At 38.0% G+C, this 25,488-nt stretch carries 19 protein-coding genes; 4 read left to right on the top strand and 15 right to left on the bottom strand.

Annotated elements, in window-relative coordinates; genetic code table 11:
- The first annotated feature begins 247 nt into the window (after positions 1–247).
- From D8845_RS09455 to D8845_RS09445, 3 genes are read left to right on the top strand one after another with little or no spacing between them, the layout of a single operon-like run.
- Entirely contained in the window at positions 248–1,171 is a 924-nt protein-coding gene (locus D8845_RS09455) for an FAD:protein FMN transferase (RefSeq protein ID WP_125453257.1), read from the top strand.
- A gap of 59 nt (positions 1,172–1,230) precedes the next feature.
- Positions 1,231–1,836, top strand: a complete 606-nt coding sequence (locus tag D8845_RS09450) for an NADPH-dependent FMN reductase (RefSeq protein WP_000915951.1) — start codon at positions 1,231–1,233, stop codon at positions 1,834–1,836.
- Between the two features lie 18 nt (positions 1,837–1,854).
- Positions 1,855–3,093, top strand: coding sequence for an NAD(P)H-dependent oxidoreductase (locus D8845_RS09445; protein WP_045607182.1), 1,239 nt, complete (start codon positions 1,855–1,857; stop codon positions 3,091–3,093).
- Positions 3,094–3,208: 115 nt separating this feature from the next.
- On the opposite strand, the gene D8845_RS09440 is transcribed toward D8845_RS09445, so the two are convergent.
- The 12 genes from D8845_RS09440 to D8845_RS09385 form a co-directional block, all read right to left on the bottom strand.
- Complete coding sequence (locus D8845_RS09440) at positions 3,209–3,466, bottom strand: DUF896 family protein (protein WP_000371299.1); 258 nt, start codon at positions 3,464–3,466, stop codon at positions 3,209–3,211.
- Positions 3,467–3,508: 42 nt separating this feature from the next.
- Complete coding sequence (gene glyS, locus D8845_RS09435) at positions 3,509–5,545, bottom strand: glycine--tRNA ligase subunit beta (protein ID WP_125453256.1); 2,037 nt, start codon at positions 5,543–5,545, stop codon at positions 3,509–3,511.
- A gap of 259 nt (positions 5,546–5,804) precedes the next feature.
- The gene (gene glyQ / locus D8845_RS09430; protein WP_000038733.1) at positions 5,805–6,722 is read right to left on the bottom strand and encodes a glycine--tRNA ligase subunit alpha; all 918 of its coding nucleotides are present in this window, start codon (positions 6,720–6,722) and stop codon (positions 5,805–5,807) included.
- Between the two features lie 209 nt (positions 6,723–6,931).
- Entirely contained in the window at positions 6,932–7,303 is a 372-nt protein-coding gene (locus D8845_RS09425; protein WP_125453255.1) for a GFA family protein, read from the bottom strand.
- 283 nt (positions 7,304–7,586) lie between these two features.
- The gene (locus D8845_RS09420; protein WP_125453254.1) at positions 7,587–12,488 is read right to left on the bottom strand and encodes a S8 family serine peptidase; all 4,902 of its coding nucleotides are present in this window, start codon (positions 12,486–12,488) and stop codon (positions 7,587–7,589) included.
- Between the two features lie 207 nt (positions 12,489–12,695).
- On the bottom strand, positions 12,696–14,087 hold the full coding sequence (gene pgdA, locus D8845_RS09415) for a peptidoglycan-N-acetylglucosamine deacetylase PgdA (RefSeq protein ID WP_125453253.1): 1,392 nt from the start codon (positions 14,085–14,087) through the stop codon (positions 12,696–12,698).
- A gap of 97 nt (positions 14,088–14,184) precedes the next feature.
- Positions 14,185–15,912: a septation ring formation regulator EzrA gene (gene ezrA, locus D8845_RS09410; protein WP_125453252.1), complete on the bottom strand. Its 1,728-nt coding sequence runs from the start codon at positions 15,910–15,912 to the stop codon at positions 14,185–14,187.
- Between the two features lie 78 nt (positions 15,913–15,990).
- Positions 15,991–17,937 carry a DNA topoisomerase (ATP-hydrolyzing) subunit B gene (gyrB, locus tag D8845_RS09405; RefSeq protein WP_000134040.1) on the bottom strand — a complete coding sequence of 649 codons (1,947 nt, stop codon included), beginning with the start codon at positions 17,935–17,937 and terminating at the stop codon, positions 15,991–15,993.
- A 14-nt stretch (positions 17,938–17,951) separates the two neighbouring features.
- Positions 17,952–18,515 (bottom strand): HAD family hydrolase, encoded by a 564-nt coding sequence (locus tag D8845_RS09400; RefSeq protein ID WP_169435170.1) that lies wholly within the window; start codon positions 18,513–18,515, stop codon positions 17,952–17,954.
- An 85-nt stretch (positions 18,516–18,600) separates the two neighbouring features.
- Positions 18,601–19,155: a DJ-1 family glyoxalase III gene (locus D8845_RS09395; RefSeq protein ID WP_125453251.1), complete on the bottom strand. Its 555-nt coding sequence runs from the start codon at positions 19,153–19,155 to the stop codon at positions 18,601–18,603.
- Between the two features lie 10 nt (positions 19,156–19,165).
- Positions 19,166–20,389, bottom strand: a complete 1,224-nt coding sequence (locus D8845_RS09390) for an FtsW/RodA/SpoVE family cell cycle protein (RefSeq protein WP_125453250.1) — start codon at positions 20,387–20,389, stop codon at positions 19,166–19,168.
- Between the two features lie 4 nt (positions 20,390–20,393).
- A complete protein-coding gene (locus D8845_RS09385) occupies positions 20,394–22,874 on the bottom strand; it encodes a bifunctional DnaQ family exonuclease/ATP-dependent helicase (protein ID WP_398575082.1) in 2,481 nt (826 codons plus the stop codon).
- A 123-nt stretch (positions 22,875–22,997) separates the two neighbouring features.
- Here D8845_RS09385 and D8845_RS09380 point away from each other — a divergent pair, with 123 nt between their 5' ends.
- Positions 22,998–23,183 (top strand): hypothetical protein, encoded by a 186-nt coding sequence (locus D8845_RS09380; RefSeq protein ID WP_001068558.1) that lies wholly within the window; start codon positions 22,998–23,000, stop codon positions 23,181–23,183.
- 23 nt (positions 23,184–23,206) lie between these two features.
- Here D8845_RS09380 and D8845_RS09375 read toward each other — a convergent pair whose 3' ends face one another.
- The 3 genes from D8845_RS09375 to D8845_RS09365 form a co-directional block, all read right to left on the bottom strand.
- Complete coding sequence (locus tag D8845_RS09375; RefSeq protein WP_125453248.1) at positions 23,207–24,058, bottom strand: NAD(P)H-hydrate dehydratase; 852 nt, start codon at positions 24,056–24,058, stop codon at positions 23,207–23,209.
- Between the two features lie 14 nt (positions 24,059–24,072).
- Complete coding sequence (locus D8845_RS09370; RefSeq protein WP_125453247.1) at positions 24,073–24,894, bottom strand: phosphate ABC transporter ATPase; 822 nt, start codon at positions 24,892–24,894, stop codon at positions 24,073–24,075.
- A 239-nt stretch (positions 24,895–25,133) separates the two neighbouring features.
- The coding region (locus D8845_RS09365; RefSeq protein WP_142998977.1) for an SIALI-17 repeat-containing surface protein at positions 25,134–25,488 on the bottom strand (355 nt) is incomplete at its 5' end.

Raw genomic sequence — 25,488 nt, 5'->3', positions numbered from 1 at the left:
TTACAAGAGTTTAGCTAATTTTCCCGATTTTTTTGTAAAAAAATGTAAATAATCTGTATTTTATCAGCCTTTCTTACAATTACTCTTTATTTTCTGAGCATATTTCTTGACAACTTTACAAATTTTATTTGTGAAAACGCTGACTTTATGGTATGCTAGTATCATGGAAAGAAAATGTAAGGGGTTAAATTTAATATAAATTTACTATATTTCAGCCTTCTTTTCATAAGAGAAAGGAGTTGGTAGCTTGCCTCTTAGTTCACATTCCGAACGGCTAATGGGAACCACTATCACTATTTCATTGGTGGATGAGCGAGCAGATATCTTGCTCCAGAAATCCTTTGATTTACTCAGAGAGCTCGAATACCGCTTCAACGCCAATAGCCAAGAATCTGAGTTGATGGAAATCAATTATCAAGCTGGAATAGCTCCTGTCAAGGTTCATCCAGACCTGTTTGAACTGATTTCACTTGGTTTAGAGCATAGCCTAGCGCCCTCTAGCCATCTCAACATCAGTATTGGTCCCTTAATTCAAACCTGGCGCATCGGTTTTTCGGATGCCAAAGTCGCACAACCTCAAGAAATTGAATCGGTACTTCCTTTAATCAATCCTCATTCTATCGAGTTAGATTCTTCTACTTACACTGTATTCTTGAAACAGAAAGGAATGAAGATTGATCTTGGTTGTTTAGCCAAGGGTTATAGTGCGGATAAAGTTGCCCAATTTCTGAGAGAAGAGGGAGTAACATCTGCCTTGATCAATCTGGGAGGGAATATCCTGACTATTGGAAAAAATCAGGCAAGAGGAAATCAACCTTGGCAAATCGGGATTCAAGACCCAGCCAATCCTCGGGGAAATCACTTAATGACCATCCCCGTTATCAATCAATCTGTCGTCACTTCAGGCATTTATGAACGTCACCTGACTGTCGATGGAAAAGATTACCATCATATTTTTGACAGCCAAACAGGATATCCTGTTGAAACGGAACTTGCTAGTCTCACAATTATCTCTGATAAGTCAGTCGATGGTGAAATATGGACAACTCGACTCTTTGGAGAAAGACCTGCTTCTATCCTCTGGCAAGTCGAAAGTTTAGAGGGCATCGAAGCTATCCTCATCGATAAGAAAGGTTACCTAAGCTGTTCTTCAGGAATTCCTACTCTATAGAAACAACTGTTTCAATGGAGTTTTAAAATTGTATTATGTAAAAAGAGAAAGGAAATCTCATGTTAAAACTTATTGCTATTGTTGGAACAAATTCAAAACGTTCTACAAACCGCCAATTGCTTCAATACATGCAAAAACACTTTGCTGAAAAAGCTGAAATTGAACTTGTTGAAATTAAAGACATTCCTGTCTTCAACAAACCAGCTGACAAGCAAGTACCTGCTGAAATCCTAGAAATTGCTGCTAAAATTGAAGAGGCAGATGGCGTTATTATTGGTACTCCTGAGTATGACCACTCTATCCCAGCTGTTTTGATGAGCGCTCTTGCTTGGTTGTCTTATGGTATCTATCCACTTTTGAACAAACCAATCATGATTACAGGTGCTTCATATGGTACGCTTGGTTCATCACGTGCCCAATTACAACTTCGCCAAATCTTGAATGCTCCAGAAATTAAAGCAAGTGTCCTTCCTGATGAATTCTTGCTTTCACACTCTCTTCAAGCCTTCAACCCAAGTGGAGACCTAGTGGATCTTGATGTTATTAAAAAATTGGATGCCACTTTTGACGACTTCCGTATCTTTGTAAAAATTACAGAAAAATTGCGCAACGCACAAGCCCTACTTCGCAAAGATGCTGAAGACTTTGACTGGGAAAATTTGTAAGATAGGAGACCAAAAAGAATGAAATTTGTTGGACTTGTAGGATCAAACTACGATCAATCATATAACCGTAAACTCTTAGAATTCATCCGTCGTCACTTCAAACTCAAATTTGAATTAGAAGTTCTCGAAATTGATGAAGTTCCAATGTTTAACCAAGACGAAAAATGGGACGAAAGCTTCCAATTGCGTCTCTTGTATAACAGAATTACGCGTGCTGATGGTGTCATTATTGCTACTCCTGAGCACAACCACACAATCTCAGCTTCTCTTAAATCAGTTCTTGAATGGCTTTCATACGAGGTTCATCCATTTGAAAACAAGCCAGTCATGATTGTGGGAGCTTCTTACTACGACCAAGGTACTTCTCGTGCCCAAGTTCACCTTCGTAAGATTCTTGACGCTCCAGGTGTCAATGCCTACACTCTTCCAGGAAATGAATTCCTTCTTGGTAAAGCTAAAGAAGCTTTTGATGTTAATGGAAATATCACGAATGAAGGAACTGTTAATTTCCTTGAAACATGCTTGGACAACTTTGTAAAATATGTGGGAGTCGTTTCAAAATTGAAAAAACCAAAACCAATTGAGCCAGAAGATTTATATTGTACAAATTCAATTGCAACTACTATCCAAGGTGTTGATCCAGATGATCCTGAATGGGTAGAAAAAGCTGCTGAACTTGTTGGAGCTGTTTCTGGAGATACTTACGTTAAATTAGACCACGGTATCTTGACAGTTAACCAACTTGACATGTTCTTGAAAGCAATGCCATTTGAATTGACATTTGCAGATGATAATAATCAATTCTTGTACTTTAATAACGCACACCAAGACCCAGATACAATGTTTGGTAAACGTGTCCGTGCTCAATCAGGAAATAGATTAGGGACAGTACACGGTACATTGCCAGATTCTAGAATGAAAAACGTTGAATGGGTTGTCGGCGTATTGCGTAACGGAGATCAAGAATATGTCCGTACAATTGTGCCAGGAACACCTGAAGGTGTTATTAATACCCATAATTACCAAGCAATGTACTATCCAGATGGCTCATATGCTGGAATTAATGAGATTATCTTTAATTTCCAACCATGGCTTGATTGGTACCTCAATACAACTGGTCAACGTCTAGTTGGTGGAAATGCTGCAGCTCCTGCTGGAGGACATGGCGGAGCAGATGCCACATCTGGAGCTTCTGATGCAGGTGATGCTGGAGGTCACGGTGGTGGCGCTGACGCTACATCTGGCGCAAGTAACTAATAATAGTTTTAGGAACCATTTTGGTTCCTTTTTAAGTGACAAAAGACTAGCAGTTTGTGTCTGCTAGTCTTTTGGTTATTATTTTATCTATTCTTATTAAAAGAAAGAATATTTATTATGAATTTGGATCATCGAGACTACGGCCATGTAAACCTTTTTCACGTTGTACCTGACGTAGTTTCTCTGGTGTAACATCGTTTCCTTCTTCGTCCACAATTTTGATCCCTTCGATGTGGTGACGAACAGTGCGACGATAACCTTCTATGTACTCCTCACGTAACTTGGCTTGTTCTACTTTTTCTTCTGGGGTCAAGCCTTCTGTTTTTTTCTTTTTGGCAAGCTCGTTAATACGATCAATTTTTTTAGGATCCATGTTTCTCTCCTTTATGATAAGATTTAATCCGTTTAACAGATTTTATTTGGTATTGATTTGGTTAAAACGTGCAAGTTTAGCTGCTTTCTTGGTTAATTGCGACAAGATTGCCAAACGATTTTGACGTACAGCCTGATCTTCGGCCATAACCATAGTATTTTCAAAGAAGGCATCAATAACTGGACTAAGCGCAAAGAGTTGTTTCAATTGCTGACTGGCAGTCCCTGACAAAACGAGTGATTCTACTGCTTCTGCCAAGGCTTTCTCTTCTTCACTCTCAAAGAGAGCTGAATCAACTGTGGCAACTCCTTCTGCCTTCTCAGCCAAGTTAAAGGCACGAGAAAGTGATTCAACAGATGGTTTGAAGTCTTCTTCCTTGCTTGCTTCTACGAGAGCACTTGCTGCTTCCAACATATCCGCCACAACAAAGTTCGAACTTGCAAGGACCGCTTCCTTAACGTCTTTTGGAGTAGAGCCCATCATCTTATCGACACGAGCCTTGATAAAGTCCATGACCTCCGCTTTATTTTCATAAGTTAAGCTGTCGAATTTCAAATCATAAAGGCTATCGATCAGCTCATCCATAGCAATGTGCCAACCAAAAGCATCCAAGATACGAACTACACCTTGAGTTGCACGACGAAGAGCATAAGGGTCATTAGAACCTGATGGAATCAAGCCTACTGAGAAGAAACTCAAAATCGTATCCAATTTGTCTGCAATGGCTAGAATGGCTCCAACCTTGCTCTCTGGAAGTTCTCCTTCGGCTGATGTAGGCATGTAGTGTTCACGAATAGCAGCTGCTACCGCTGGAGTTTCCCCAGCAAGAAGGGCATATTTTTCACCCATAATTCCTTGGAGCTCGTCAAATTCGCCAACCATACCTGTCAACAAGTCAAACTTGTAAATGGCTGCTGCACGGGCTAGGTCAATCGTTTCATCCGCTGACAAACCAGCTTTTTCTGCCAAGAGAATAGCAATCTGCCCCGTACGAATCATGTGTTCACGAAGGGAACCAATCTTCTCATGGAAGGTTACATTGTTTAATTTTTCAACAAGATCTGAAATCACCAATTTTTGGTCTTCACGCCAGAAGAATTCACCGTCTTCTAAGCGAGCTACTAAGACTTTTTCATTTCCTTTAATGACATTTTCCAAATACTCTGCGTTTCCATTACGAACAGAAATGAAGTTTGGCAATAGTTTACCGTCTTGATCACGAACAACAAAGTAACGTTGGTGTTCTTTCATTGAAGTCACCAAAACTTCTTCTGGAACTTCAAGGTATTTGGCATCAAAACTTCCCATAAAGGCAGTTGGGTATTCAACCAAGTTCAAGACTTCATTAAGCAAATCAGCATCAATTTCGATACGTACACCATGCTCAGTTTCGATTGCTTTGATTTGGTCAACAATCATTTGCTCACGTTCACGAGGATCCGCAATTACAAACTGCTTACGAAGGTCTTCTTCATAGCTCAAAGCTGACTGAATCTTGGTTTCTTGTCCTAAGAAACGATGGCCACGGCTCACACGCCCTCCCTTGATATCAAGGAAATCCAAATCAAACTCTTCTTCATCTAAAAGAACAGTTAAAGTGTGAACAGGGCGGATGTATTCAAAGGTGTTGTTAGCCCAGTGCATGCTGACAGGGAAAGTCAAGGACTTCAACACATCTACAACACCAGGAACAATGGCTTCAACTGCTTGACCAATTTCTTCCTTGGTAACATAGACATATTCCTCACCCTTGATTTCACGGAATTCAATATCTTCAACTGTCAAGCCTTTTCCACGAACAAATCCTTGAGCTGCTTTGGTGAAGTTTCCATCACTATCCAAGGCAATTTTCTTTGCTGGCCCCTTAAAATCTTCTGTCAAATCAGATTGTTTGTCTGCAAGACCAGTTACACGAACAGCCAAACAACGTGGTGTTGAGAAGGTCTGAATAGCTTCAAAAGACAGGCGGTTTTCCTTGAGGAAGGCTGCCATTTTTTCGCCTAGTTGTTTTTCACTTGGTGTGACAACATAGGCTGGTAATTCTTCAAGACCGAGTTCTACTAATAAGTTTTTTGTCATGTTTTTTCCTTTACATTTTCTTCAATCTTTTTTGATATGCACCTTAGGTACTGGGGACGTCGCTAACTAACTTTGTGAGTCTGTATGGAAATCTAATACTAAATTGATCAAGATTTCCAACAGTCTCATCAAAGTGGATTTAGCTGACTAATTTTTGAACCTAAGGTTTCAAAAATCCCCACATAACAGTACGGCGGTGCATATCCCTCTAGCAAGTCTTCGACTTGCCTCTAACGATTTTAGAGCACAATATTACTCACTATTCTGCGTCTTCTGCTAAGAGTTTAGCTCGTGTTGCTTCATCCAAAAGCGGGTAGCCTAGGCGTTTGCGTTCTGCGACAAAGGTTTTAGCTACGACACGGGCCAAGTTACGGATACGAGCGATATAGCCTGCACGCTCTGTTACAGATACGGCACCACGCGCATCAAGCAGGTTAAAGGTGTGTGAACATTTGAGAACATAGTCATAGGCAGGGTGAACCAAACCTTCTTCCAAGGCACGACCAGCTTCTTTTTCAAACTTATCAAAGTTTTCCAGCAACATTTCTTGGTCAGAAATTTCAAACGAATATTTTGAGTGCTCATACTCAGGCTGGATAAAGATTTCTCCGTATTTTACACCATCAGCCCACTCGATATCATAGACAGAGTCTACTTCCTGGATGTAAGAAGCCAAACGCTCCAAACCATAGGTAACTTCTGCAGTCACAGGGCCAGTTGCCAATCCACCGACTTGTTGGAAATAAGTGAACTGAGTAATTTCCATCCCATCAAGCCAAACTTCCCAACCGAGACCAGCTGAACCAGTCGATGGGTTTTCCCAGTTGTCCTCAACGAAACGAATATCGTGTTCCAAAGGATTGATTCCCAATTTTTCCAAAGACTCAAGGTAAAGTTCTTGGATATTTGATGGAGATGGTTTCATGACCACTTGGAATTGGTGGTGTTGGTAGAGACGGTTAGGGTTTTCCCCATAACGACCGTCAGCAGGACGACGTGATGGCTCTACATAAGCCGCATTCCATGGCTCAGGTCCGATAGCACGAAGGAAAGTGTAAGGACTCATTGTTCCCGCACCTTTTTCGTTGTCATAAGCCTGCATAAGCATACAACCTTGGTCATTCCAAAATTGTTGCAAAGTCAAAATAATTTCTTGAAATGTTAATTTCTTAGACATTGTTTACTCCTTTTTATATAAATTACTTGCGACACGAGTCTGCCTCGTCGATCATACGAGGCAAGACGAGTTAGTACTGCGTCTAGCTCAGGCACTCTAGTGCTGAGCGTGGGCAGTTCCGACTATAAGGAGGTTTCTGCCACTGACGCAGTGGAAAGTCAATTTTTTAGACATTGTTTACTCCTTTAATTTATATTATCTTCTTAGATTTATTTATCAAGCAACCAAGAAAAGGCTGGGTCCTGAAAAATATGACGTTTAGGAACAGTTTGTAAATTCTGATCGCATTCATCTATTGTACCTAATTTCAAAGCACTGACTTCTGGTATATTTTCTTGAACAGTGAAAATTTGACTATGACAGTTCTGGCAGTAATAACGCTGTTTTCCTGGAGAAGAACTATAGGAAACAAGCTTTTCTTTTCCATTCAATACTAGCCTTTCACTGCTAACTTTAGCATTAACTGTATAGGCAGACGCACTTGCTTTCCGACAAAATGAGCAATGACAAAAAACTAATTCCGATAATTCCTCATCTAGAGTGTAGGTCACTTCTTTACATAAACAAGATCCTTTAAGCATTATGCTCCTTTCTACTTAGGCATTATACGAATTCAAAAAGAACCGAATTTCAACACCCAAGCCTTGCGACTAGGGGCGTCAGAAACGCGGTTCCACCCTAATTTATTACTTCATTGTTTTTAAAAATACTACAGAAAGCGCCAGTTCCTTATTTTGCCCTACTTGGCTCCCACTATCCCAAGCTCGCTTGAAGAACGCCATAAGACTTTCTTTCCTCCTGACTATTATATCAGAATTGTAACATACTGTAAATCAAAAACTATAGAAAGATGTATTGTATTCTCTACTCACTTTTTGAAAAAGTTGCAATTCCAATAACTGACAATAAGAGAGAAATTCCGGAAATACTTAGCATAATAGAAATCATGTTATTCTCACCAGTGGTTGGTAATTGTTTTCCTTCTTTGTTGACTGTAGCTAAAAGCACTTGTTGACCACTTCCAGCTAGTGTTTTATTCTCATGATTAGCTTCTATAATTGATGGAGCTTTCTCAATTTTATCATTGCTAATTGAAGGTTTGATAGTTGAGACTTGTCTATTGTGACTTACTAATTTAACAGGTTTCACTTGAGAAACTGGTTTAGCTGGATTAACTGGATTAATCATTACAACTGATTTAGCTGGAATAACTGGTTTAATCGTTACAACTGGTTTAGCTGGATTAACTGGATTAATCGTTACAACTGGTTTAGCTGGATTAACTGGATTAATCGTTACAACTGGTTTAGTTGGAATAACTGGCTTAACTGGTGCAACTGCTTTAGTTGGATCAACCGGCTTAACTGGTGCAACTGGTTTGGTTGGAATCTCTACTTTATTAGCCTTAAGTTTTACAGCCGTCTCTTTTAGAGCATTGATTACTGCATTAATTTCTTCTTGACTAGCTTCTGCATTTTCCAAAAGTAGCTTAGCTTTGTTGAAAATAAGATTATATGAATCTTTCTCCTCTTTGCTAGCTGTCAAAAATCTTGGATCTTTGTCTTGGAACTTCACTTCATCCACGATAACATTTTTTAGGCTCATGAAATCTGTTTCTTTCCCATTCAGCTGGTCTTGTGCTTTCAAGAAAGTGGTCAATAGACGGTCGATTTCATCTTGAGTTATCAAATCTTTTGTAATTAATAATGCCAAGAGTTTAAATTCACGATCATATTGACCTTTGAGTTCTTGATCAGAATTTATATATTTACCTTTTTTAACTGTCTCAGCATATGCTTTAATAGCATTCTTCAATGATGTGATATCAGATTCCTTACCATCCAATGTTTGCATAGCAGACTCTAAAGCCTTAACAATTTGATCAATTTTATCTTGGTTAAGTTTACTTCCCAATGCTAGTTGCGCATCTTTGACACTTTGATCAAAAATCTCTTTTAACTTCTGTTTTGTATTATAATATCTCGGAGTTTTAACTACTTCCATTTGTTTATTTAAAGCTGCAATCAGAGCTAACTTAGAAACAACTGAAAGTGACAAAACATTATTTTTACCAAACAGAACTTTAAATGGTTGAAGATTATCAAGTAATTCATAACCGTTTGACAGATTTACAAGAACTTTATATTCACCAGTAACCACTTTCTTACCATAAGAATGTTTACCATATGTTTCAGCTGGCAAGACTTGACTCTGACCGTCTTCACCTACTAAAGTAATCGTTGTAGTTCCAGGAACAGCTTGATTAAAGCCAACCGTTACTGGGGCATATTTCATTTTGTTAGCCAAGAAGGTAATAGTTTGAAAACTATTTTCTTTCGTTAAATCAAATTCCTTAGATAGAGCACTCACAAATTTCAACTCTGTACGGTCATAGCTAAAAATTTCTGCAACATAATGCCCAAATTTCAAGAAATTAATATCTTTTGACTTATCAACGGTTACATATTGACCTTCGCTATTTTTAATGCGATAAACATAAGTTGTATCAATCTCATCCTTGGTTTTATTGTTTAGTATAGCAATTTTTACACGACCACTATTTTCTTCACCTACAAGATCTTTGATAGATATAAAATCTACATTTCCCGCAAAGTCTTCTACATAATAGAAGATTTTCGATTTATCAACGTTCTTAGGAAGTGTATAACTACCATCTTCATTTTGTTTGATAATTTGATACTGTTCGATTTCTGAATCTGTCGCCTCTCTATTTTCAGAAGGACGAATATAAAAGACTTTTTCTAGAAGAATTCCGCCATTTCCAACATCCTGAGGTTTGCGAGCTATAAATTGTTCTTGATCTTCTTGAGAACGAATATATCCCGAAGTAATCAGAGGTTTTTGTGTATCGATTTGAATTTTAAATGTTGTATATTGTTCCTCAGCTCCAGGGACATCTGGCTTATAACTAATAACATAGTCATAAATTCCATCAGAAACTCGATTTCCATTAGAATCCTGTCCTCCCCAAGCTGTTTTATCTACAATATAACTTCTTGGATTTCTAGTATCGCCATCAAAATAATTTTTTACAAGGTCTGTTGGACGACTTTGCCAAATAGGCTGACTGTGTGTTGTATCCGAAGAAGCATAAACCGTCGCACGAAGATTTACCAAGTTTCTATAGACAAGAGTTTTAAACTGAACAGAATCTTTATTACCATCCTCATTTGGCGAGATAGCAAGGCGGATATTCCCCTTTTCATCTAATTGAAGATGGTATTTTCCTTCAGCATCTTGTTTCACTCCAAGTACAGTCACTCGATTTCCTCGACGCTCTGCTTTTAAAACATTTACATCATTTTCAGAACTTGTTAAATAAGTTGCATCGTCTGAAGGTGAAATTCCTGGATTATCTTTATCAATTTCAGAGTAAAATCCACTGTTTCCTTCCTTAAACAATTGATAAATTGGTTTTTCAATTGCAGGTAGATTTTGGAATTCTCCCTTAAATCCCATAAATGGTAAACCAATAATAGAATCATCATCTGCAGGATTGACAAATCTAACAAATCCTTCTAGAAAATATCCATTTGGCATTATTTTGCTAAGTTCTTCAGTAAACTTACTTGTATCTACACTAACTGTTACCGTCTTCGTACTATGAGCTTTCACAGTTACTTCAGGCCAAACTGTTTCAGTTAGTTTTCGTGGACGGAGAGTGAATTTCCCTTCTTCAACTTCGTCCGTATTTGTATTTACAATCATCTTCAATGTTTGGTCTTTATCCGAAATATTATGAATTGTAACTTCAAAGGTAAATTTATCACCAACATTGCCAAGAGTAACACTTGGATAGTTATTTGCACCTGTTACAAATAAATCTGTGCTTGTTGCCGCCATCGTGTCAACTACGCCTGCACCTTGCTGACGTGGAGAAGTATAGGCTCCAGTTTGTTTATTAAAATGTGGTTTTGCAGTAGACATAATTAAAGCTTTTACAATCTCTGAAATTTGACTAGCTGATAATTCAGGATGTTTCTTTGCTAAATATTCTTTGACTAATGCTGCGACACCAGCTACATGAGGGGCCGCCATACTTGTTCCACTGATACTTCCATAGCTATTGTCGTTAAATGATGAATAGATATTTCCACCAGGTGCAGTAACATCTGGTTTCAATTGTCCATCAGTTGTAACTCCCCAACTTGAAAAATCTGATAATTGGTCTGCAACGTCTGATTTACGATTATCCATCTTGTGATTAAAGACAATTTTATACTGACCAGACTTAAGAATTTCACCATAATGTTTTGAAATAAAAACAGATGGGATTTTCTTAGCATCACCTGTAACAGACATACTAACATTTGCACCTTCAACGTTGTTATAAATTAAAACTCCAGCTGCACCGTGTTTAAGAGCATTTTTAATCTTATCAGAAAAATTAATTTTACCACGTTGAATCAGTGCTAACTTGCCTCTTACATCAATATTAGCAAAATCTTCTTCACGACCAATACCTGCTGCTACATATTCGTATTCTTTCCCTTTTTCAAAATCTTTTTCTGTTTCAGGTCTATTAAAATCAAACTTACCATAATCAAGGGTAGCGTCATTTTCTAAACCTTTTACTTCAAAAACTTCAGTAGTTAGAATTTTATTATTAATCGAAGCAACCGAAATTGAATCTTCTACTGTAGAGGGATTTCCGACGAGACCATAATCAGGATTTGCTGCCAATGGTTGTGAAAAACCTCTACCGAAAGTATTACTATTACCAGCAGCAATAACAACAGATACTCCTTTAGCGCGTGCTCTTTTTACTGCATCAATGATATCTGAACCTGCATCTACTGTTGAACCCGCACCTGCACCCAAACTCATATTGATCACATCTGCACCTAGTGCAACTGCATCATCAATAGCTTTTACATAGAGGGCAGATGCTGTAGTTTTATCTCTGTCTGAAAAAACTCTCATAAACATAATTTGAGCTTCTGGCGCCACCCCATAAACCTTCTCAGAATTCGGGGCTTTATTAACAGGATTTCCAGCTACAATCCCAGTAACATGCATTCCATGAGACTCTTTTTCAGCTTCTTTTATATTATCAGTTCCATCAAAGTAATCATAAGCATATACTACTTTATCACTGTACCATTTCCCATAGTCAATACCAGCAGCCTTTTTAGCTTTTTCGATATCATCCTGATTTTTAAATTTCGCCTTTGACGGATCAGAAATACGCAAAACCTCATGGTTCAAATCAAGCCCTGAATCTATAACAGCGACTACAGTTCCTTGTCCTTTATGTCCTGCTTCCCAGGTTTTAGGGACAGTAATAATTTCATTACTGGAGATACTGTTTGGCTTTTCTTTATGTCCACCTTGAGATAACGACTGTGATTGTAAGCTTTCTGAAGAAGAATTACTTTTCACTGCTGATTCTTCCTTCTTCTCTTCACTTTTTATAGCAGTCGTTTCTTTCTGTGTGGTTACATTCTTGTCTGACTTATTATCTCTATACTCTATAGAATCATCTTGTTTTAATGACTCTGTCACTTCTGTTTTTTCCTTAGAAGAAGAATTTAGAGCATTCTTGTCAGCCGTGACTGGCGGTGCGAGCTTATTTGAATCATCTAATTTATTAGTCATTACAGCATGTGTAACTTGATTGGATGCTTCAAATTTTCCCTCATCGGCACTAACCTGTGCGAAAGCAAATCCGAATGCAAAGACCGTTAGCAGAAAAATCGTTGCTACTTGGTACTTTTTATGACAAAAATCTTTGCAATCTCCCATAAAATCACTCCTTTTTATTTAAATTAAAAGTATTATATACCAAATTATCAGAAAATTCTATCAAAAACTTATTTTGTAACAAAATTGTAATATTAACCAATCCTATCACGAGATTTAAACATAAAAAAATTTAGCCTAGAATAATACAAGACTAAATTTATTTATTGAAAAAATACTTACTATGGAATTGGTCATTCAACAAAAATCTTACTGATCACGATCATAGAATAGTTCATGTGATTTCAATCGTGAATTAAGCATTTCAGGAACTGTGACAAAGTGATATCCTTGCTCTTTTAGATAATCTATAATCTTTGGTAAAGCATTCACTGTTTCAGCATGGATATCATGCATTAAGATAATCGAACCATTACGAACTTGACGCTGAATCTCTGTCAAAATAGATGCTTCATTTTTACTCTTCCAATCCAAACTATCCACATTCCACATAATAAAACTCAAATCGAGACTATTGCGAATGTCATCTGTAATGGCTCCATAAGGGGGGCGCATAAGTTTGGAGCTAGACCCCAACACTTTAGTTAGCGCATCCTCAGTATCAGTAATCTGTTTTTTAGCTTCATCAAGCGAAAGTTTTGAAAGCACTGGATGGCTCCAACTATGGTTTCCAATGACATGGCCATCTGCTTTCATGCGTTTCAATATCTCTTCATTGCCAGAAACATTCTTACCTAAAACAAAGAAAGTTGCCTTGATACCATACTTAGAAAGTGTATCTAATGCTTGATTTGTCGTCGCAGGATTTGGTCCATCATCAAAAGTTAAAGCTACTACTTTTTGATTTTTCTTTTCATAATAAGCCTTATAAAGTTCGGCATCCTTATCTAATAAATAAGAGGATTGTACTACATCAAAGAAACTGGATACTGGCAAGGCAATCTCATCTAGATTTTCCACTGCCTGGCTTGGGTAAAGAATAATTTGACTATCCTTGTAATCAAAATTCCATGCAGACAAATCTTGATCAGAAAAGCTTTTAACAAGCTGATCAATCTTTTCTTGCTCTAATTTTTTATCTTTTAAGAAAGATGTGAGTTCTTTTAGCAATATCTCCTTTGCCTTACTAGAATCTGAAAATAATTGATCCAGGGTAAATAATTTACCATCCTCAGTCAAATATACTTTTCCAAAGGAAGTTTTCTCTGTCTCCTCTACCTTAGAATTAGACAAATCATAGATTTGCTTGCTTACACTGTGTGTGATAATTCCCTTTAAAACTGAATCTAGTTTCTCTGTATAATAAAAAACAAGGTTATCTTTATCTTCTAATTTATCTTTAATATCCTGATTAATCTTATCTTTTATTGAAGGAATAAGCTCATTTCCTTGGAGGGGATAATAAACAATAATCTCAGCCTGGCCCTTTTTAAAGCTTTCCTTCTGACTTCCTTCGTTGAAAAGTTGATCTTTTTCATTTTTAATGGTTTGGATAGTTTCGTCAAAGGTATATTTTTGGAAAATCTTATAGCCGATTGCACCGCCTAGGAGAATCATCGCCAATCCCAAAATTCCTACAAAAACGAGTAAAATACTTCTCTTTTTAGCGTGACTACTACGCTTTGTTCTATTTTTCTTCATATTTACATGATATCAAAACCAAGCATTAATTTCAATGATAAACAAGCAATCTCATGACTTTTGAGCAAAGAAAAAAGCTTAGAATAAACTAAGCTTTTTAGAAACGAATCGTCTCACGTGTTTTCTCATAAGAAGATACAAAACGATTTGTAACACCAGGCTCTGCAACTTCCAAAGCTTGCGAAATCTTATCAAATGAAGCATGATAATCAAATTCTTTTTCAAAAATTTCTAATGATTCATTAAAGGCTTCTTGAATTCGTTCATCAAATGAGCGGTAACGGTTCGAATACTGTAGCAATTGTTCTGTCAATGTTGCATATTGAACAATATTATATGTTTCTTCTTCAAGTGCTTCCATGTCATTCGTTGTAATTTCAAGAATTCGATTCACTGATTCAACATCAACTAGTTCTTGATCTAACTCTGACATTAATTCTTCTGTGTTATGACTCGCAGTGAAGAAGATTTTCAAGAAACTTTGTGGAATCCCTGGTAAATTTCTCTTTTCCATATAACGTTTGATCGTATGCAAGCGATTCACATAAACATTTGCTTTTTGACGAGCATTAATGTCATCTTTCTCAACCTGCGCAAGACGTTGGCTAACAGAAATCTGCTCATCTTCAATCTCTTTAAGTTGGCTTTGGAGAGCTTCTAATTGCTCCTCCAAAACAGAATATGCTTGAGTTGGTTCTGACTGATCTTCAATAACATCCATAACCGCAGTCTCAAGAGCAGATAAATCAGCTTGAATACGACGAACATGACTCGCATCTGTTTCCGGCAGAAGATAAGCTTGACTCAAACGTTCAAGATCCTGAACAAGGACTTTATTATTTTCCTTTACATGATTGAGATAGGTTGGAAGTGTTGAAAGAAGACTTTCAACAACTTTCTGAGCCGCAATTTCACGAGTAAAAATATCATAAAGTGAATTAATTTCTTCTTGAATTTGAGTATTTTCATACTCTGCATTATCCAATTCCAATTGACGAATATTTTCTTGATTCTTTTTCAAGGATTCATACAAGAGTTGGAAACGTGACTCGATATCTGTTTCTGTGAAATGGTAATTAGCATCTAATAATTTACGGTAACCTTCTTCCAAATCCACTAACTGATCAGGTAAAGTACTTGTTAGAGTTGTTACAAGACCTGGAACACGGTCAACAATATGTGTTAAAGCAAGAATATGATTTTCAGTAGCATCCAGAATAGCTGCTGCTTCAACTGGGTCTCCCGAAGAATTCAAGGTAACAAATTGAGAGAATTCAGATTGAATGTTTTCCAATTGCTTCTCAATTTCTGGAAGAGCTTGTCCATATTTCTCTGAATCTTCTTCGACAGTATTTTGAAGCGATTCAAACAAATCTAAAGCATGTAAAACACGTCCACTGTTTTTAGACTCTTGTTTTTCAAGTTCAGATAAGGCATTACGAATTGATGTAATATCTTCTTCAATCAAATCAATTTGACTTTCAATTTGATCAATCTTATGTGTCGCTTTAAAGAAACGGAAAGAATTATTATAACTTTCTGCCTCGAAGATGTTATTTTCAATATCAGCGAACGAATTCAAAGATAAGTCTACCCATTTTTGATTCCATTCACGAAAGGCCACTTGGCTTTGACCAATCAAATGCATATTTTTTACTGCTTCGACCTCATCATTAACAGGAAGATTATAGAGCTGTTCTTTTCTTTCTTCAAGACCTGTTAATCTACTTACGTTTCGCTTGCGTAGAAAAATAGCTGCCACATAAGCCAGAATCAAAATGACTGCAATCGCAACCATTAGATAAATTAGTTGTCCATTAGACATATTAAACTCCTTTTATACTAGAAACAATCGTAATGATTATATCATATTTTTTAAACCATGGGAACCATTTCCCATTTTTTAAACGTCAAGTGTACTATAGACAGCATTTTCTTCGATAAACTCACGACGAGGCTCTACTCGATCCCCCATCAACATATCAAAGATTTTATCTGCTTCTGCAGCATCATCCACAGAAACTCTAGCCATCAAACGGTGTTCGGGATCCATAGTTGTTTCCCACAACTGGTGATCATCCATCTCACCCAAACCTTTATAACGCTGAATGGTTGGTTTGGCACGACCTTCACTGTGGCGTGCTAAGGCTTCTTGGAGTTTAATTTCTTGATCTGCCCCTGGCTGGATATATTCTTTAATCTCGCTTCCAACCTTGACACCATAGATTGGTGGTTGGGCGATATAAACATAACCAGCTTCTAGAATTGGTTTCATATAACGATAAATCAAGGTTAAAAGAAGGGTACGAATGTGAGCACCATCGACATCGGCATCGGTCATCAAAACGAGTTTTTGGTAACGGGCTTTTGAAACATCAAATTCTGCACCGAATCCTGTTCCCATCGCTGTGAAAAGACTACGAATTTCTTCGTTAGCTAGAATCTTATCCATACTTGCCTTTTCAACGTTCAAAATCTTACCGCGAATCGGAAGGATTGCCTGAAATTCACGGTTACGACCAGATTTGGCTGACCCACCAGCTGAATCTCCTTCGACGATGAAGAGTTCTGTCTCTGCAGGATTGTTAGAAGAACAGTCCGCCAGTTTTCCTGGAAGGTTGGAAATTTCCAAACCAGATTTTTTACGAGTGACTTCACGCGCACGCTTGGCAGCCACACGAGCCTTCGCAGCCAAAATCCCTTTTTCCACGATACGTTTAGCAATCTGTGGATTTTCCATGAGGAAATCAGAGAAAGCATCACTGAAGAGACGATTGGTAATCTTGACCACTTCGCTATTCCCCAGTTTTGTCTTGGTCTGTCCTTCAAACTGTGGATTTGGGTGTTTAACTGAGATAACTGCAGTTAATCCTTCGCGGACATCTTCCCCTGTTAAGTTGTCTTCATTGTCTTTCAGTAACTTATTCTTACGAGCATAATCATTGATAACACGTGTCAAGGCTGTACGGAAACCTTGTTCATGCGTTCCACCTTCATGGGTATGAATATTATTGGCGAAACTCATGACATTTTCATGGTAACCTGTTGTGTACTGCATGGCTACTTCGACTGTGATATCATCCATCTCACCGTCTGTATAGATTGGTGTATCAAAGATTACATCCTTGTTCTCGTTGATATATTCAACGTAGCTAGCAATCCCACCTTCATAATGGTAATGCTTGGTTTGTTCCAAACCTTCACGCTTATCTGTGATAGAGATTTGAAGACCACGATTTAGAAAGGCTAACTCTTGAATCCGTTTATTTAATTTATCGAAATCAAAGGTTGTTGTTTCAGTAAAGATTTCTGGGTCCGGTGTGAAGTGAACTGTTGTTCCAGTCTTATCCGTATCTCCAACCACCTCAAGGTCTGCGACAACATGACCACGACGGTATTCTTGGTAATGAATCTTACCATTTTTGTGGACATGAACATCTAATTGAGTTGAAAGGGCGTTAACAACTGAGGACCCTACTCCGTGAAGACCACCTGAGACCTTATATCCGCCACCGCCAAACTTTCCTCCAGCGTGAAGAACAGTAAAGACAGTCTCAACGGCAGGCCGACCTGTTTTTTCCTGAATATCGACTGGGATACCACGCCCATCATCTACAACAGTAATCGAATCATCTGGCTCAATAAAGACTTGAATATGGCTGGCAAATCCTGCCAAGGCCTCATCAATTGAGTTATCAACAATTTCCCAGACTAGATGGTGAAGACCTTCTTTTGAGGTTGATCCGATATACATCCCTGGACGCATACGAACAGCCTCTAGGCCCTCTAAAACTTGAATTTGACTGGCATCATAATCTTGTGCCTGCAGATTTTTAATTTCTTCTGTCATCTTATTCCTTTTTCTTACATGTCTAATACTTGTCTTAAATTCACGATACTAGTAAACAAATGGGTAGCTAGTCCTGCAGCTTGCCCGGCTTCGATATCAATCGGTCGATCACCAATTACAAGACCAGAGCTAATCTGATAATTTTCTCTTAAATACATCATGGACTCAGGATCTGGTTTTCTCTTAAAGCCTGAGTTAGAAGTCACCACTTCTGTAAAATAAACCGCTATAGAGGTTTTTTCTAAAATTTCCAAGACCTGATCATTTCGATGAGAGACTAAAAAATGACGCCCACCTTGATTTGAAATGTCTTCCAATAAGTCAGAAACTCCATCAAACAAAATCGGATGTTCTAGCTCTCTGGCTTCATTTTCCTTGTACTTTTCTAAAAAATGCTCTAAGTTGGGAGCGAATGTCTCAATCGCAAAATCAGTAGAAACCTTTAAAGCCTGATAGACACTGTCATGGTCTTGTGTGATACCATACAGCGCTAAAGTTTCAACAAATGCAGCTGTTGAAGTTTCATAATTATCCAGTAAAGTTCCACCTAAATCCCAGATGTAATCGTGATATTTCATACCCTTCATTATAGCATTTTTTTATGAAAAAAGCGATGATTTCCTAGATTTTTCCAAGTAAAAAAACGAGAGAACAACTCCCGTTTTACTGTTTTTTACCAAATACATCTCGATAGAGCATTCCTGTTCGTAAACTCTCTGCGTCTCCTCCTAATTGCTCCACCAACTCGTAGGCAAAGGCAAGGGCTGTTGAAGGGCCTCGACTGGTTGTCAAATGACCATCTACCACTACTGTTTCCTTGACGTAGTGACCATCAAGGATTTGCTCTTGAACGCCGTCATAGCAAGTGTATTCCTTGTTTTTCAATAGCCCTGCTTGATTGAGGGCAATTGGTGCCGCACAAATGGCTGCCAGTTTTTTCCCTTCTCGTTCGAAGCTTTGCAATTCTTTCATCAAGGCCTGATTATCACGTAAATGTGCAGAACCAGGCATCCCTCCAGGAAGAACAATCATATCATAAGCTGATAAATCTCCATCAAAGACACGATCTGCACTTACTTGGATTGCATGCGAACCCACCACTTGCTCTTCAAAACCAACCATATCACAAGTGATATTGGCACGACGCAAGACATCTACAACTGTCAAAGCTTCAATTTCCTCAAAACCCTGAGCTAACATAACTGCTACTTTAACCATGATTCTCTCCTTATTTGATTCGTTTTAATACAACTTTTTTTCGCTTGAATGGAACATTTCCACTCTTTTCTTCAGCTAAATTTGTCTGGTAACTCATAGATAAAAGCAAGCCAACGCCAATTAAGTTACTAATAATAGCCGACCCCCCTTGAGAAATGAAAGGCAATGGAATCCCAGTCAAGGGAAGTAAGCCTGTCACAGCACCGATATTTTCAAAGATATGAAATAGTAGCATCATGATAAAGCCAGTCGAAATATAGGTATAGAACTGGTTATTCGATTTTAGTGTTATCTTTAGCGTACGATAGATGAGAAGCAGATATAAAGCGATAACAAAAACAGAACCGATAAAACCAAAGTCTTCAGCAATAACAGTGAAAATCATGTCTGACTCTCGAACCGGAATCAGAAGATTCGATACATTGAATCCTTGACCAAACAAACCACCACTACCAATCGCAATCTGCCCTTGAGCCTGCTGATAAGTGGTTGTTTGGGCAAAGTCAAAAGGATTAAGCCAAGCTAGAATTCGATTAATTTGATAGGTTGGCATCCCAATCTGATGTAAGAAGGCACGTCCATCCTTACTCAAAAAAATTGCAAGAAAGCCGACTACACCAGTAACTCCTGTTGCAAAAACTGGGATAATAATTTTCCAAGAAACTCCTGATAATAAAACGATTCCTGAAAAGATAGCCACAAAAACCAAGGCTGTACCTAAGTCACTCTGAAGAGCTAAGAGAACTAGAATCGGAATAGTAAAAACAATCATCCAGCCTATCAATAGAAAATCCAAAGGAATTGTGCGTCGCCATTCCTTATGTTTTTGAGTAAATTGGACAATAATTCTTGCCAAAATCAAGATATAAGAAATTTTCATAAACTCTGAAGGTTGGAAGAGTGTTGCGCCCCCAATGGATACCCAGTTCTTAGCCCCAGTTGAAGCTACAAGACTTGGATTATAAAAAACCAGTGGTAAGACCATCAAAGCTAAACCAAGAACATATAGATAAGGGGTAATTTTCCAGAGAAATTCTGTATTAAAGAGCATGACCACAAAACCAATCACAAGCCCCAAGGCAATCCAGGCAATCTGCTGCCCTAAAATGGGCAGAATATTATTTGGATAATCATGACTAACAGCAATATAAATAGCCACCACGCCGATAACCAGTAGCAAAAATACTGGCAAGAGCAAACTATAATCGACTCTAGAGTCGAGAGAACGTTTCATATATTCACCTTTTCTCTTTCTTAGATTTTTCATTTTTGTTGTTTTGGAGGAAATCAATAACAGCAGAGGTAATCTGTTTTCTATTCACCTCTCTGATAGTTCTTTCCTTCGCTAGAGCTTGTCTAATCTGTTTACCATATCGTTTATGAACAATTCGACTATCCAGTATCACAGCAATGGAAGCTTGTTCCTCTTTTCTAATTGTTCTACCCAAAGCCTGTTTGAGACGAATAATGGCCATTGGCAACTGATAATCATAGAAAGGATTCTTCCCTTCCTGACGCAATTCATGATTTAATTTTCGTGTTAAAGGTTCTTGGGGATTTTGGAAAGGCAATCGAGGAATTACTTGAATAACGCAAGGATGGGTAGAAAAATCAACTCCCTCCCAGAAACTTCCTGTTCCAAGTAATATTTGTCGCTCTCCTTTTTCAAAACGTTTCTTCAGCTGACTGGGTTCCCCATTTTTATATTGGGCTAAATGAGGATGGTCTAGTAAATCTGACACTGCTAACAGTAATTCTTTAGACGTAAATAAAACAAGCAAAGGCTCTTGAAACGCCTGTAAGGAATGGATAACTGATGTAATCTCTTCTGCATAATCTAAAGGAGAATGTTCAGTTACTAACGGAAAATCATTTACTAATAAAATTTCTTGTTGCTTCTGTTGTAAAGATTCAACTGTAATAAGTGGAGCTTCAGTAAATCCTAATAAATCCGCTAAAGAAACTCTATTACTGATTTCAAGAGTGGCAGATACGCCAAGTACTCTGCAATCTTTTGGCAATAAATCTGCTAGTAGAAAGCGACCTTTTTTACTTGAGCAGATTAAGACATCCTTACTTGACTTCTCAGCTGTTGCCAGCCAAAATTCACGATCCGATGTAAAAAAGCGCGTCATATCTCTATACTCGGGAAGATTTAACTCAGAAAAATGCTGGCGTAAGTTTTCAAGAGAATCCAACCACTTGTCATTCTTAAGTCCTGAGTAAAACTGATCTATCAAATAGCGACATTCAAACCCAATACTCTCAAGCAACCGTCTCTGAATAAGATCTTTTTCTGTTTCCAAGGACTTTTCAACTTGTGTTACTAAATCATCGAGGAGATAAGACTCTTGGGCGAGGTTTTCAAGAGCAATCAGCATTTTTTGAGCTTCATCTATGATTACCAAGCGATTGTTGACAAACTCTGGATCGTCCTCTAAACGTGTTACCAAATAAGCGTGATTGGTTAACAAAAGGCGACTCGATTTAGCCCTATCTTGACTGCGTTGCCAGAAGTCCTCAGAACTAAATAAACTTTTTTTTGAAAGTTTTCCATCATGTACAAGTTCAGGCATAAAATGTTGATAACGATACAGCTGCCCGATTTCATCTAAGTCACCTGTTTCTGTCTCTGTTAACCAAATCAATACTTGCATTTTAAAGCGTGTGAATAGGCGGTTAGACTCTGGCCTATGAAGTACTTTATAAAAATTATCGAGTTTCAAATAATTTTGAGGTCCCTTAAGACTATGAATATCAATATGAAAAGTATCTTTTAATCGACTTCCTTCTTCTTGCATAATTTGATTTTGAAGGATTTTGGTAGGAACACTAACAAGGATACCACCTTCACTTTCCATGCTCAAAGCTGGCAGTAGGTAACCATAAGTCTTTCCAAGTCCCGTTTGGGCTTGAATAAACGCGGTTTTCTGTTCCTTTAATAACTGCTCAACTTTTTCTGCAAATTCAACTTGCTGAGGACGTTCATCCAAGTCTAATAAGGAAATATTTTTAGTAAAATCCTTAGATAGCTTACGTGGTTTTAAAGACTGACTTTTCTTTCTTAGAAAGAGTCCATGGAACTCCATCAAATCGTGAGAAGAAAGGAGGGACTGTCGCTGATATACTTCTTCAATCACTAAATAAGTTTCATAAAGGAGGTTATCCGCAAGATTTAACAACGTTTCTAACAGTCCTTTTGGTAACTGAAAAAGTTTTTGACGCATAAAAAGCAAAAGCTCTGCTGTTGCTTGTGCATCAGAGAGAGCGGTGTGGGCGTGGTCTAACTTAATCCCTAACTCTTGACAGAGAATGCCGAGATTGTACTTTTCAAACCGAGGGTACAAAACCTGTGCTAACTCAACGGTATCCACTCGTGGAGTTCTCAATTCATAACCTTCAAAAAATAAGTACTCTGCTAGAAGATTTGCATCAAACTGAACATTGTGCGCGACAAAAACACCATCCTTGACCAGTTCAAAAATCCTTCCAGCTACCTGTGAAAACTCTGGAGCAACTGCCAACCGTTGATCAGTCAAACCTGTTAATTCTTTTATATGAGAATCCAAGGGCTCATGGGGATTGACATCAGTCCCATACTGATCGACGATTTCGCCATTTTCAATCACCACAATACCCACTTGAATAATTTTTGCCTTGCTTCCGGTGCTAGTGGCCTCTAAATCAACAACCACATACCGCTCAGTTCTCGAATTCATCATTAAAAATTATATCAAAAAAAGCCCTGTTTGACACTCCTTAACTTCGATAGAAAAATCTCTTTGCTTGAAAAAATTTTTATAAAATGTTTGAATAGTATTATACAGAAAAGGAGAAATAGGATGAACCCATTAGATTTGTTTAATCAAGTAAAAGAGTTAATCGAAACAAAAGATTTCGAAGCTGCAAAAACATTTGTTGCAGAAAATCAAGAACAGCTTGGAGAATACTTCTCTCAAGCTCAACAGTTGATTTCTGGTTCTGAAGGTCTAGATGGCCTCGTTGGAAAGATTAAAGGATTTTTCTAAAAATATAAAGGCGCCTGAAACTATCAGGTGCCTTTTTGAGATATTTTTTTCATTATTTTGGGCAGATAAGAGCTGATTTCCGTCGGCAAGACCACATAATGTTCTTGAGATAATTCTTGGGCTATTGCTGAATGAAGATGAGTCGCTACTGCCACACGTTCGTAGAGACTGGCCTGTCGAAATTGGCCTGCAAATCCTGCAATCATTCCAGCTAGTGTATCTCCCATACCACCAGTCGCCTGATAGGGACCGCCAACCTGTAACTGGTAACAATCAGACTGGCCAGCTTGCCAAATACGAGTATCTGGACCTTTTTCTACCAAAATCGTTCCTTGAGGAAAGGAAGTCAGGGCACTAGCTGTTGCATCCTCGTTTTGCTTTTCAATAGCAATACCAGACAGCTTTTCCCATTCTTTTTGGTGGGGAGTTAGGATAAGCTGGTTAGATGGAAACGACAAACTTGTCCTAGCAAGAATGGTTAAGGCCCCTCCGTCTACAATCAAAGTCTGATTCTTTTTTAAGCTAGCAAAGACCTGTTTTACTAGACTTTCTCCAAAAGTATCGTCTCGTAAACCAGGCCCGAGCAAGACAACTTCTGCCTTCTCCAACTGCTCTTTTAACAGTTGCTGGTCTTGAAGAGAAAAGGCCATAGCTTCCGGTAAATGACTGTGCAAAGCTGGGACATTTTCCCTATCTGTTCCAACAGTCACCAAACCAGCTCCACTTTTAACAACTGCCAAAGCAGCCATGATGATGGCACCACCATAAGGATAAGTCCCACCCAGTAACAGCAAACGACCATAGTTTCCTTTATGACTTGTACGAGAACGTTCAATAATGACTTTTTCTAGTAAGGTTTGATCAATCACTTTCATCGTTTTTTCCTCAACTATCCTTTATCTGATTGTTTTAAAATAACTTGATAGACTTTCTTAGTCCACTCTTCTAAGTCTTCTCCAGCATAGTCAAGATAATGCACCCTATCTTGTATTTTAGTTGGAATAATATTTTCAAATTGGCTCTTATTATGAGTTGGAATAATACAAATATACAACTCACTAAATAAATTCAATATGTCCTTAATTTTTGCAACATGGTAGCCGTCAAAAATATAACCAGTAACTTTAATCAAATCTGTATAGATAAAATGAAAACTCACTCCAGGAATAAACTTGTCTTGTAATTCTTTCTCTGAAGGAGCTCGACCTAATAAACGCTCCATCGCTAATCGATAACCAGAACTTGTATTTGACCACCCTAACATGACATAGTCAAAATAATCTATCGGATCCGATGCAGCATTTCTACTATCCAAAACCAACTCCTCAGCATCTCGCCCAAAGGCGTTCACAGCAGATAAGAGCTGACCTGTTTTAAAGATAGAAATCGCTGCATCTATAGTCGTAGTATGACTACAGTAGTCCGAAGTCACTAACCTCTTATGTAGATCATAAGTCGAGGCTACTCTTTTATCTGTAGGGGTAAATGGTGGCAGAAAGGGATGCTGACAGATGTAATCTAAAATTTCTTTTTTTAAACAAGAATCAGCACACTCAATACTTGTTTGACGTTTATGAAGTTTTTCGTAAGCTATAAATTTAGCAATTTTTTCTAATTCCCACTCTTGAATATTTGGATAATCAATTAGTGCTAAGTAGTATATTCCATCCCATTGTAAACTATATTCCCCATTATAAATTTTTAAAATCATCTAATCACCTCACTCCATTATACAACAAAAAGGTACCCACCTTGCAATTTGGATTACTATTTTTCTGTCTAACTTTTGGGGCACAATTCACCTCTCTTGCTTACACCTATATAAAACTGGAGAAGACCATGATTGTCTTCTCCAGTTTTTAGATGCCATCAACTTACTATAGTTGAAAAAGAAAGCAATTTTTAATCATCGACTAATATCTACAAATAGGAAGTCATTAGACGTACAGACTAATCTTCTTTACGTTTTACAGTTAATAGTGCTGCTGACAAGGTTAAGCTAACACCTGCCAAGAAGATGGATGTCTCAGATTCTCTTTCACCAGTTTCTGGCAATCTCTTGTCTTCCTTGGCAACTTGAACTGGTGCTTCTGGAGTCTGAGCTTTTTCTAACGAACTTAGTTTAAACTCTGGTTTTTCTACTGTCGGTGCTGGTTGATCACCTACGGTTGACAATGGACCTGTGTACTCTGGTAGCTCATGTTTCAAGGCCATAACGGAGTTGACTCCACCTTGGAACTCTGGTTTCTCTACTGTTGGAGCGGCTTGGTCGCCTACGGTTGATATTGGTCGCCTACGGTTGATA

Origin of the sequence: Streptococcus mitis, from assembly GCF_003942865.1 — a bacterium.
In the GTDB taxonomy this organism is placed as follows: domain Bacteria; phylum Bacillota; class Bacilli; order Lactobacillales; family Streptococcaceae; genus Streptococcus; species Streptococcus mitis_BI.
Note: the sequence above shows the minus strand (reverse complement) of the source record. Positions and strands in the feature narration are given on the sequence as shown.

Excerpts from the sequence above, each read along its gene's own strand:
- D8845_RS09450 (WP_000915951.1), top strand. The coding sequence starts at position 1,231 with ATGTTAAAACTTATTGCTATTGTTGGAACAAATTCAAAACGTTCTACA.
- D8845_RS09445 (WP_045607182.1), top strand. The coding sequence starts at position 1,855 with ATGAAATTTGTTGGACTTGTAGGATCAAACTACGATCAATCATATAAC.
- D8845_RS09440 (WP_000371299.1), bottom strand. The coding sequence starts at position 3,466 with ATGGATCCTAAAAAAATTGATCGTATTAACGAGCTTGCCAAAAAGAAA.
- glyS (WP_125453256.1), bottom strand. The coding sequence starts at position 5,545 with ATGACAAAAAACTTATTAGTAGAACTCGGTCTTGAAGAATTACCAGCC.
- glyQ (WP_000038733.1), bottom strand. The coding sequence starts at position 6,722 with ATGTCTAAGAAATTAACATTTCAAGAAATTATTTTGACTTTGCAACAA.
- D8845_RS09425 (WP_125453255.1), bottom strand. The coding sequence starts at position 7,303 with ATGCTTAAAGGATCTTGTTTATGTAAAGAAGTGACCTACACTCTAGAT.
- D8845_RS09420 (WP_125453254.1), bottom strand. The coding sequence starts at position 12,488 with ATGGGAGATTGCAAAGATTTTTGTCATAAAAAGTACCAAGTAGCAACG.
- pgdA (WP_125453253.1), bottom strand. The coding sequence starts at position 14,087 with ATGAAGAAAAATAGAACAAAGCGTAGTAGTCACGCTAAAAAGAGAAGT.
- ezrA (WP_125453252.1), bottom strand. The coding sequence starts at position 15,912 with ATGTCTAATGGACAACTAATTTATCTAATGGTTGCGATTGCAGTCATT.
- gyrB (WP_000134040.1), bottom strand. The coding sequence starts at position 17,937 with ATGACAGAAGAAATTAAAAATCTGCAGGCACAAGATTATGATGCCAGT.
- D8845_RS09400 (WP_169435170.1), bottom strand. The coding sequence starts at position 18,515 with ATGAAATATCACGATTACATCTGGGATTTAGGTGGAACTTTACTGGAT.
- D8845_RS09395 (WP_125453251.1), bottom strand. The coding sequence starts at position 19,155 with ATGGTTAAAGTAGCAGTTATGTTAGCTCAGGGTTTTGAGGAAATTGAA.
- D8845_RS09390 (WP_125453250.1), bottom strand. The coding sequence starts at position 20,389 with ATGAAACGTTCTCTCGACTCTAGAGTCGATTATAGTTTGCTCTTGCCA.
- D8845_RS09385 (WP_398575082.1), bottom strand. The coding sequence starts at position 22,874 with ATGAATTCGAGAACTGAGCGGTATGTGGTTGTTGATTTAGAGGCCACT.
- D8845_RS09380 (WP_001068558.1), top strand. The coding sequence starts at position 22,998 with ATGAACCCATTAGATTTGTTTAATCAAGTAAAAGAGTTAATCGAAACA.
- D8845_RS09375 (WP_125453248.1), bottom strand. The coding sequence starts at position 24,058 with ATGAAAGTGATTGATCAAACCTTACTAGAAAAAGTCATTATTGAACGT.
- D8845_RS09370 (WP_125453247.1), bottom strand. The coding sequence starts at position 24,894 with ATGATTTTAAAAATTTATAATGGGGAATATAGTTTACAATGGGATGGA.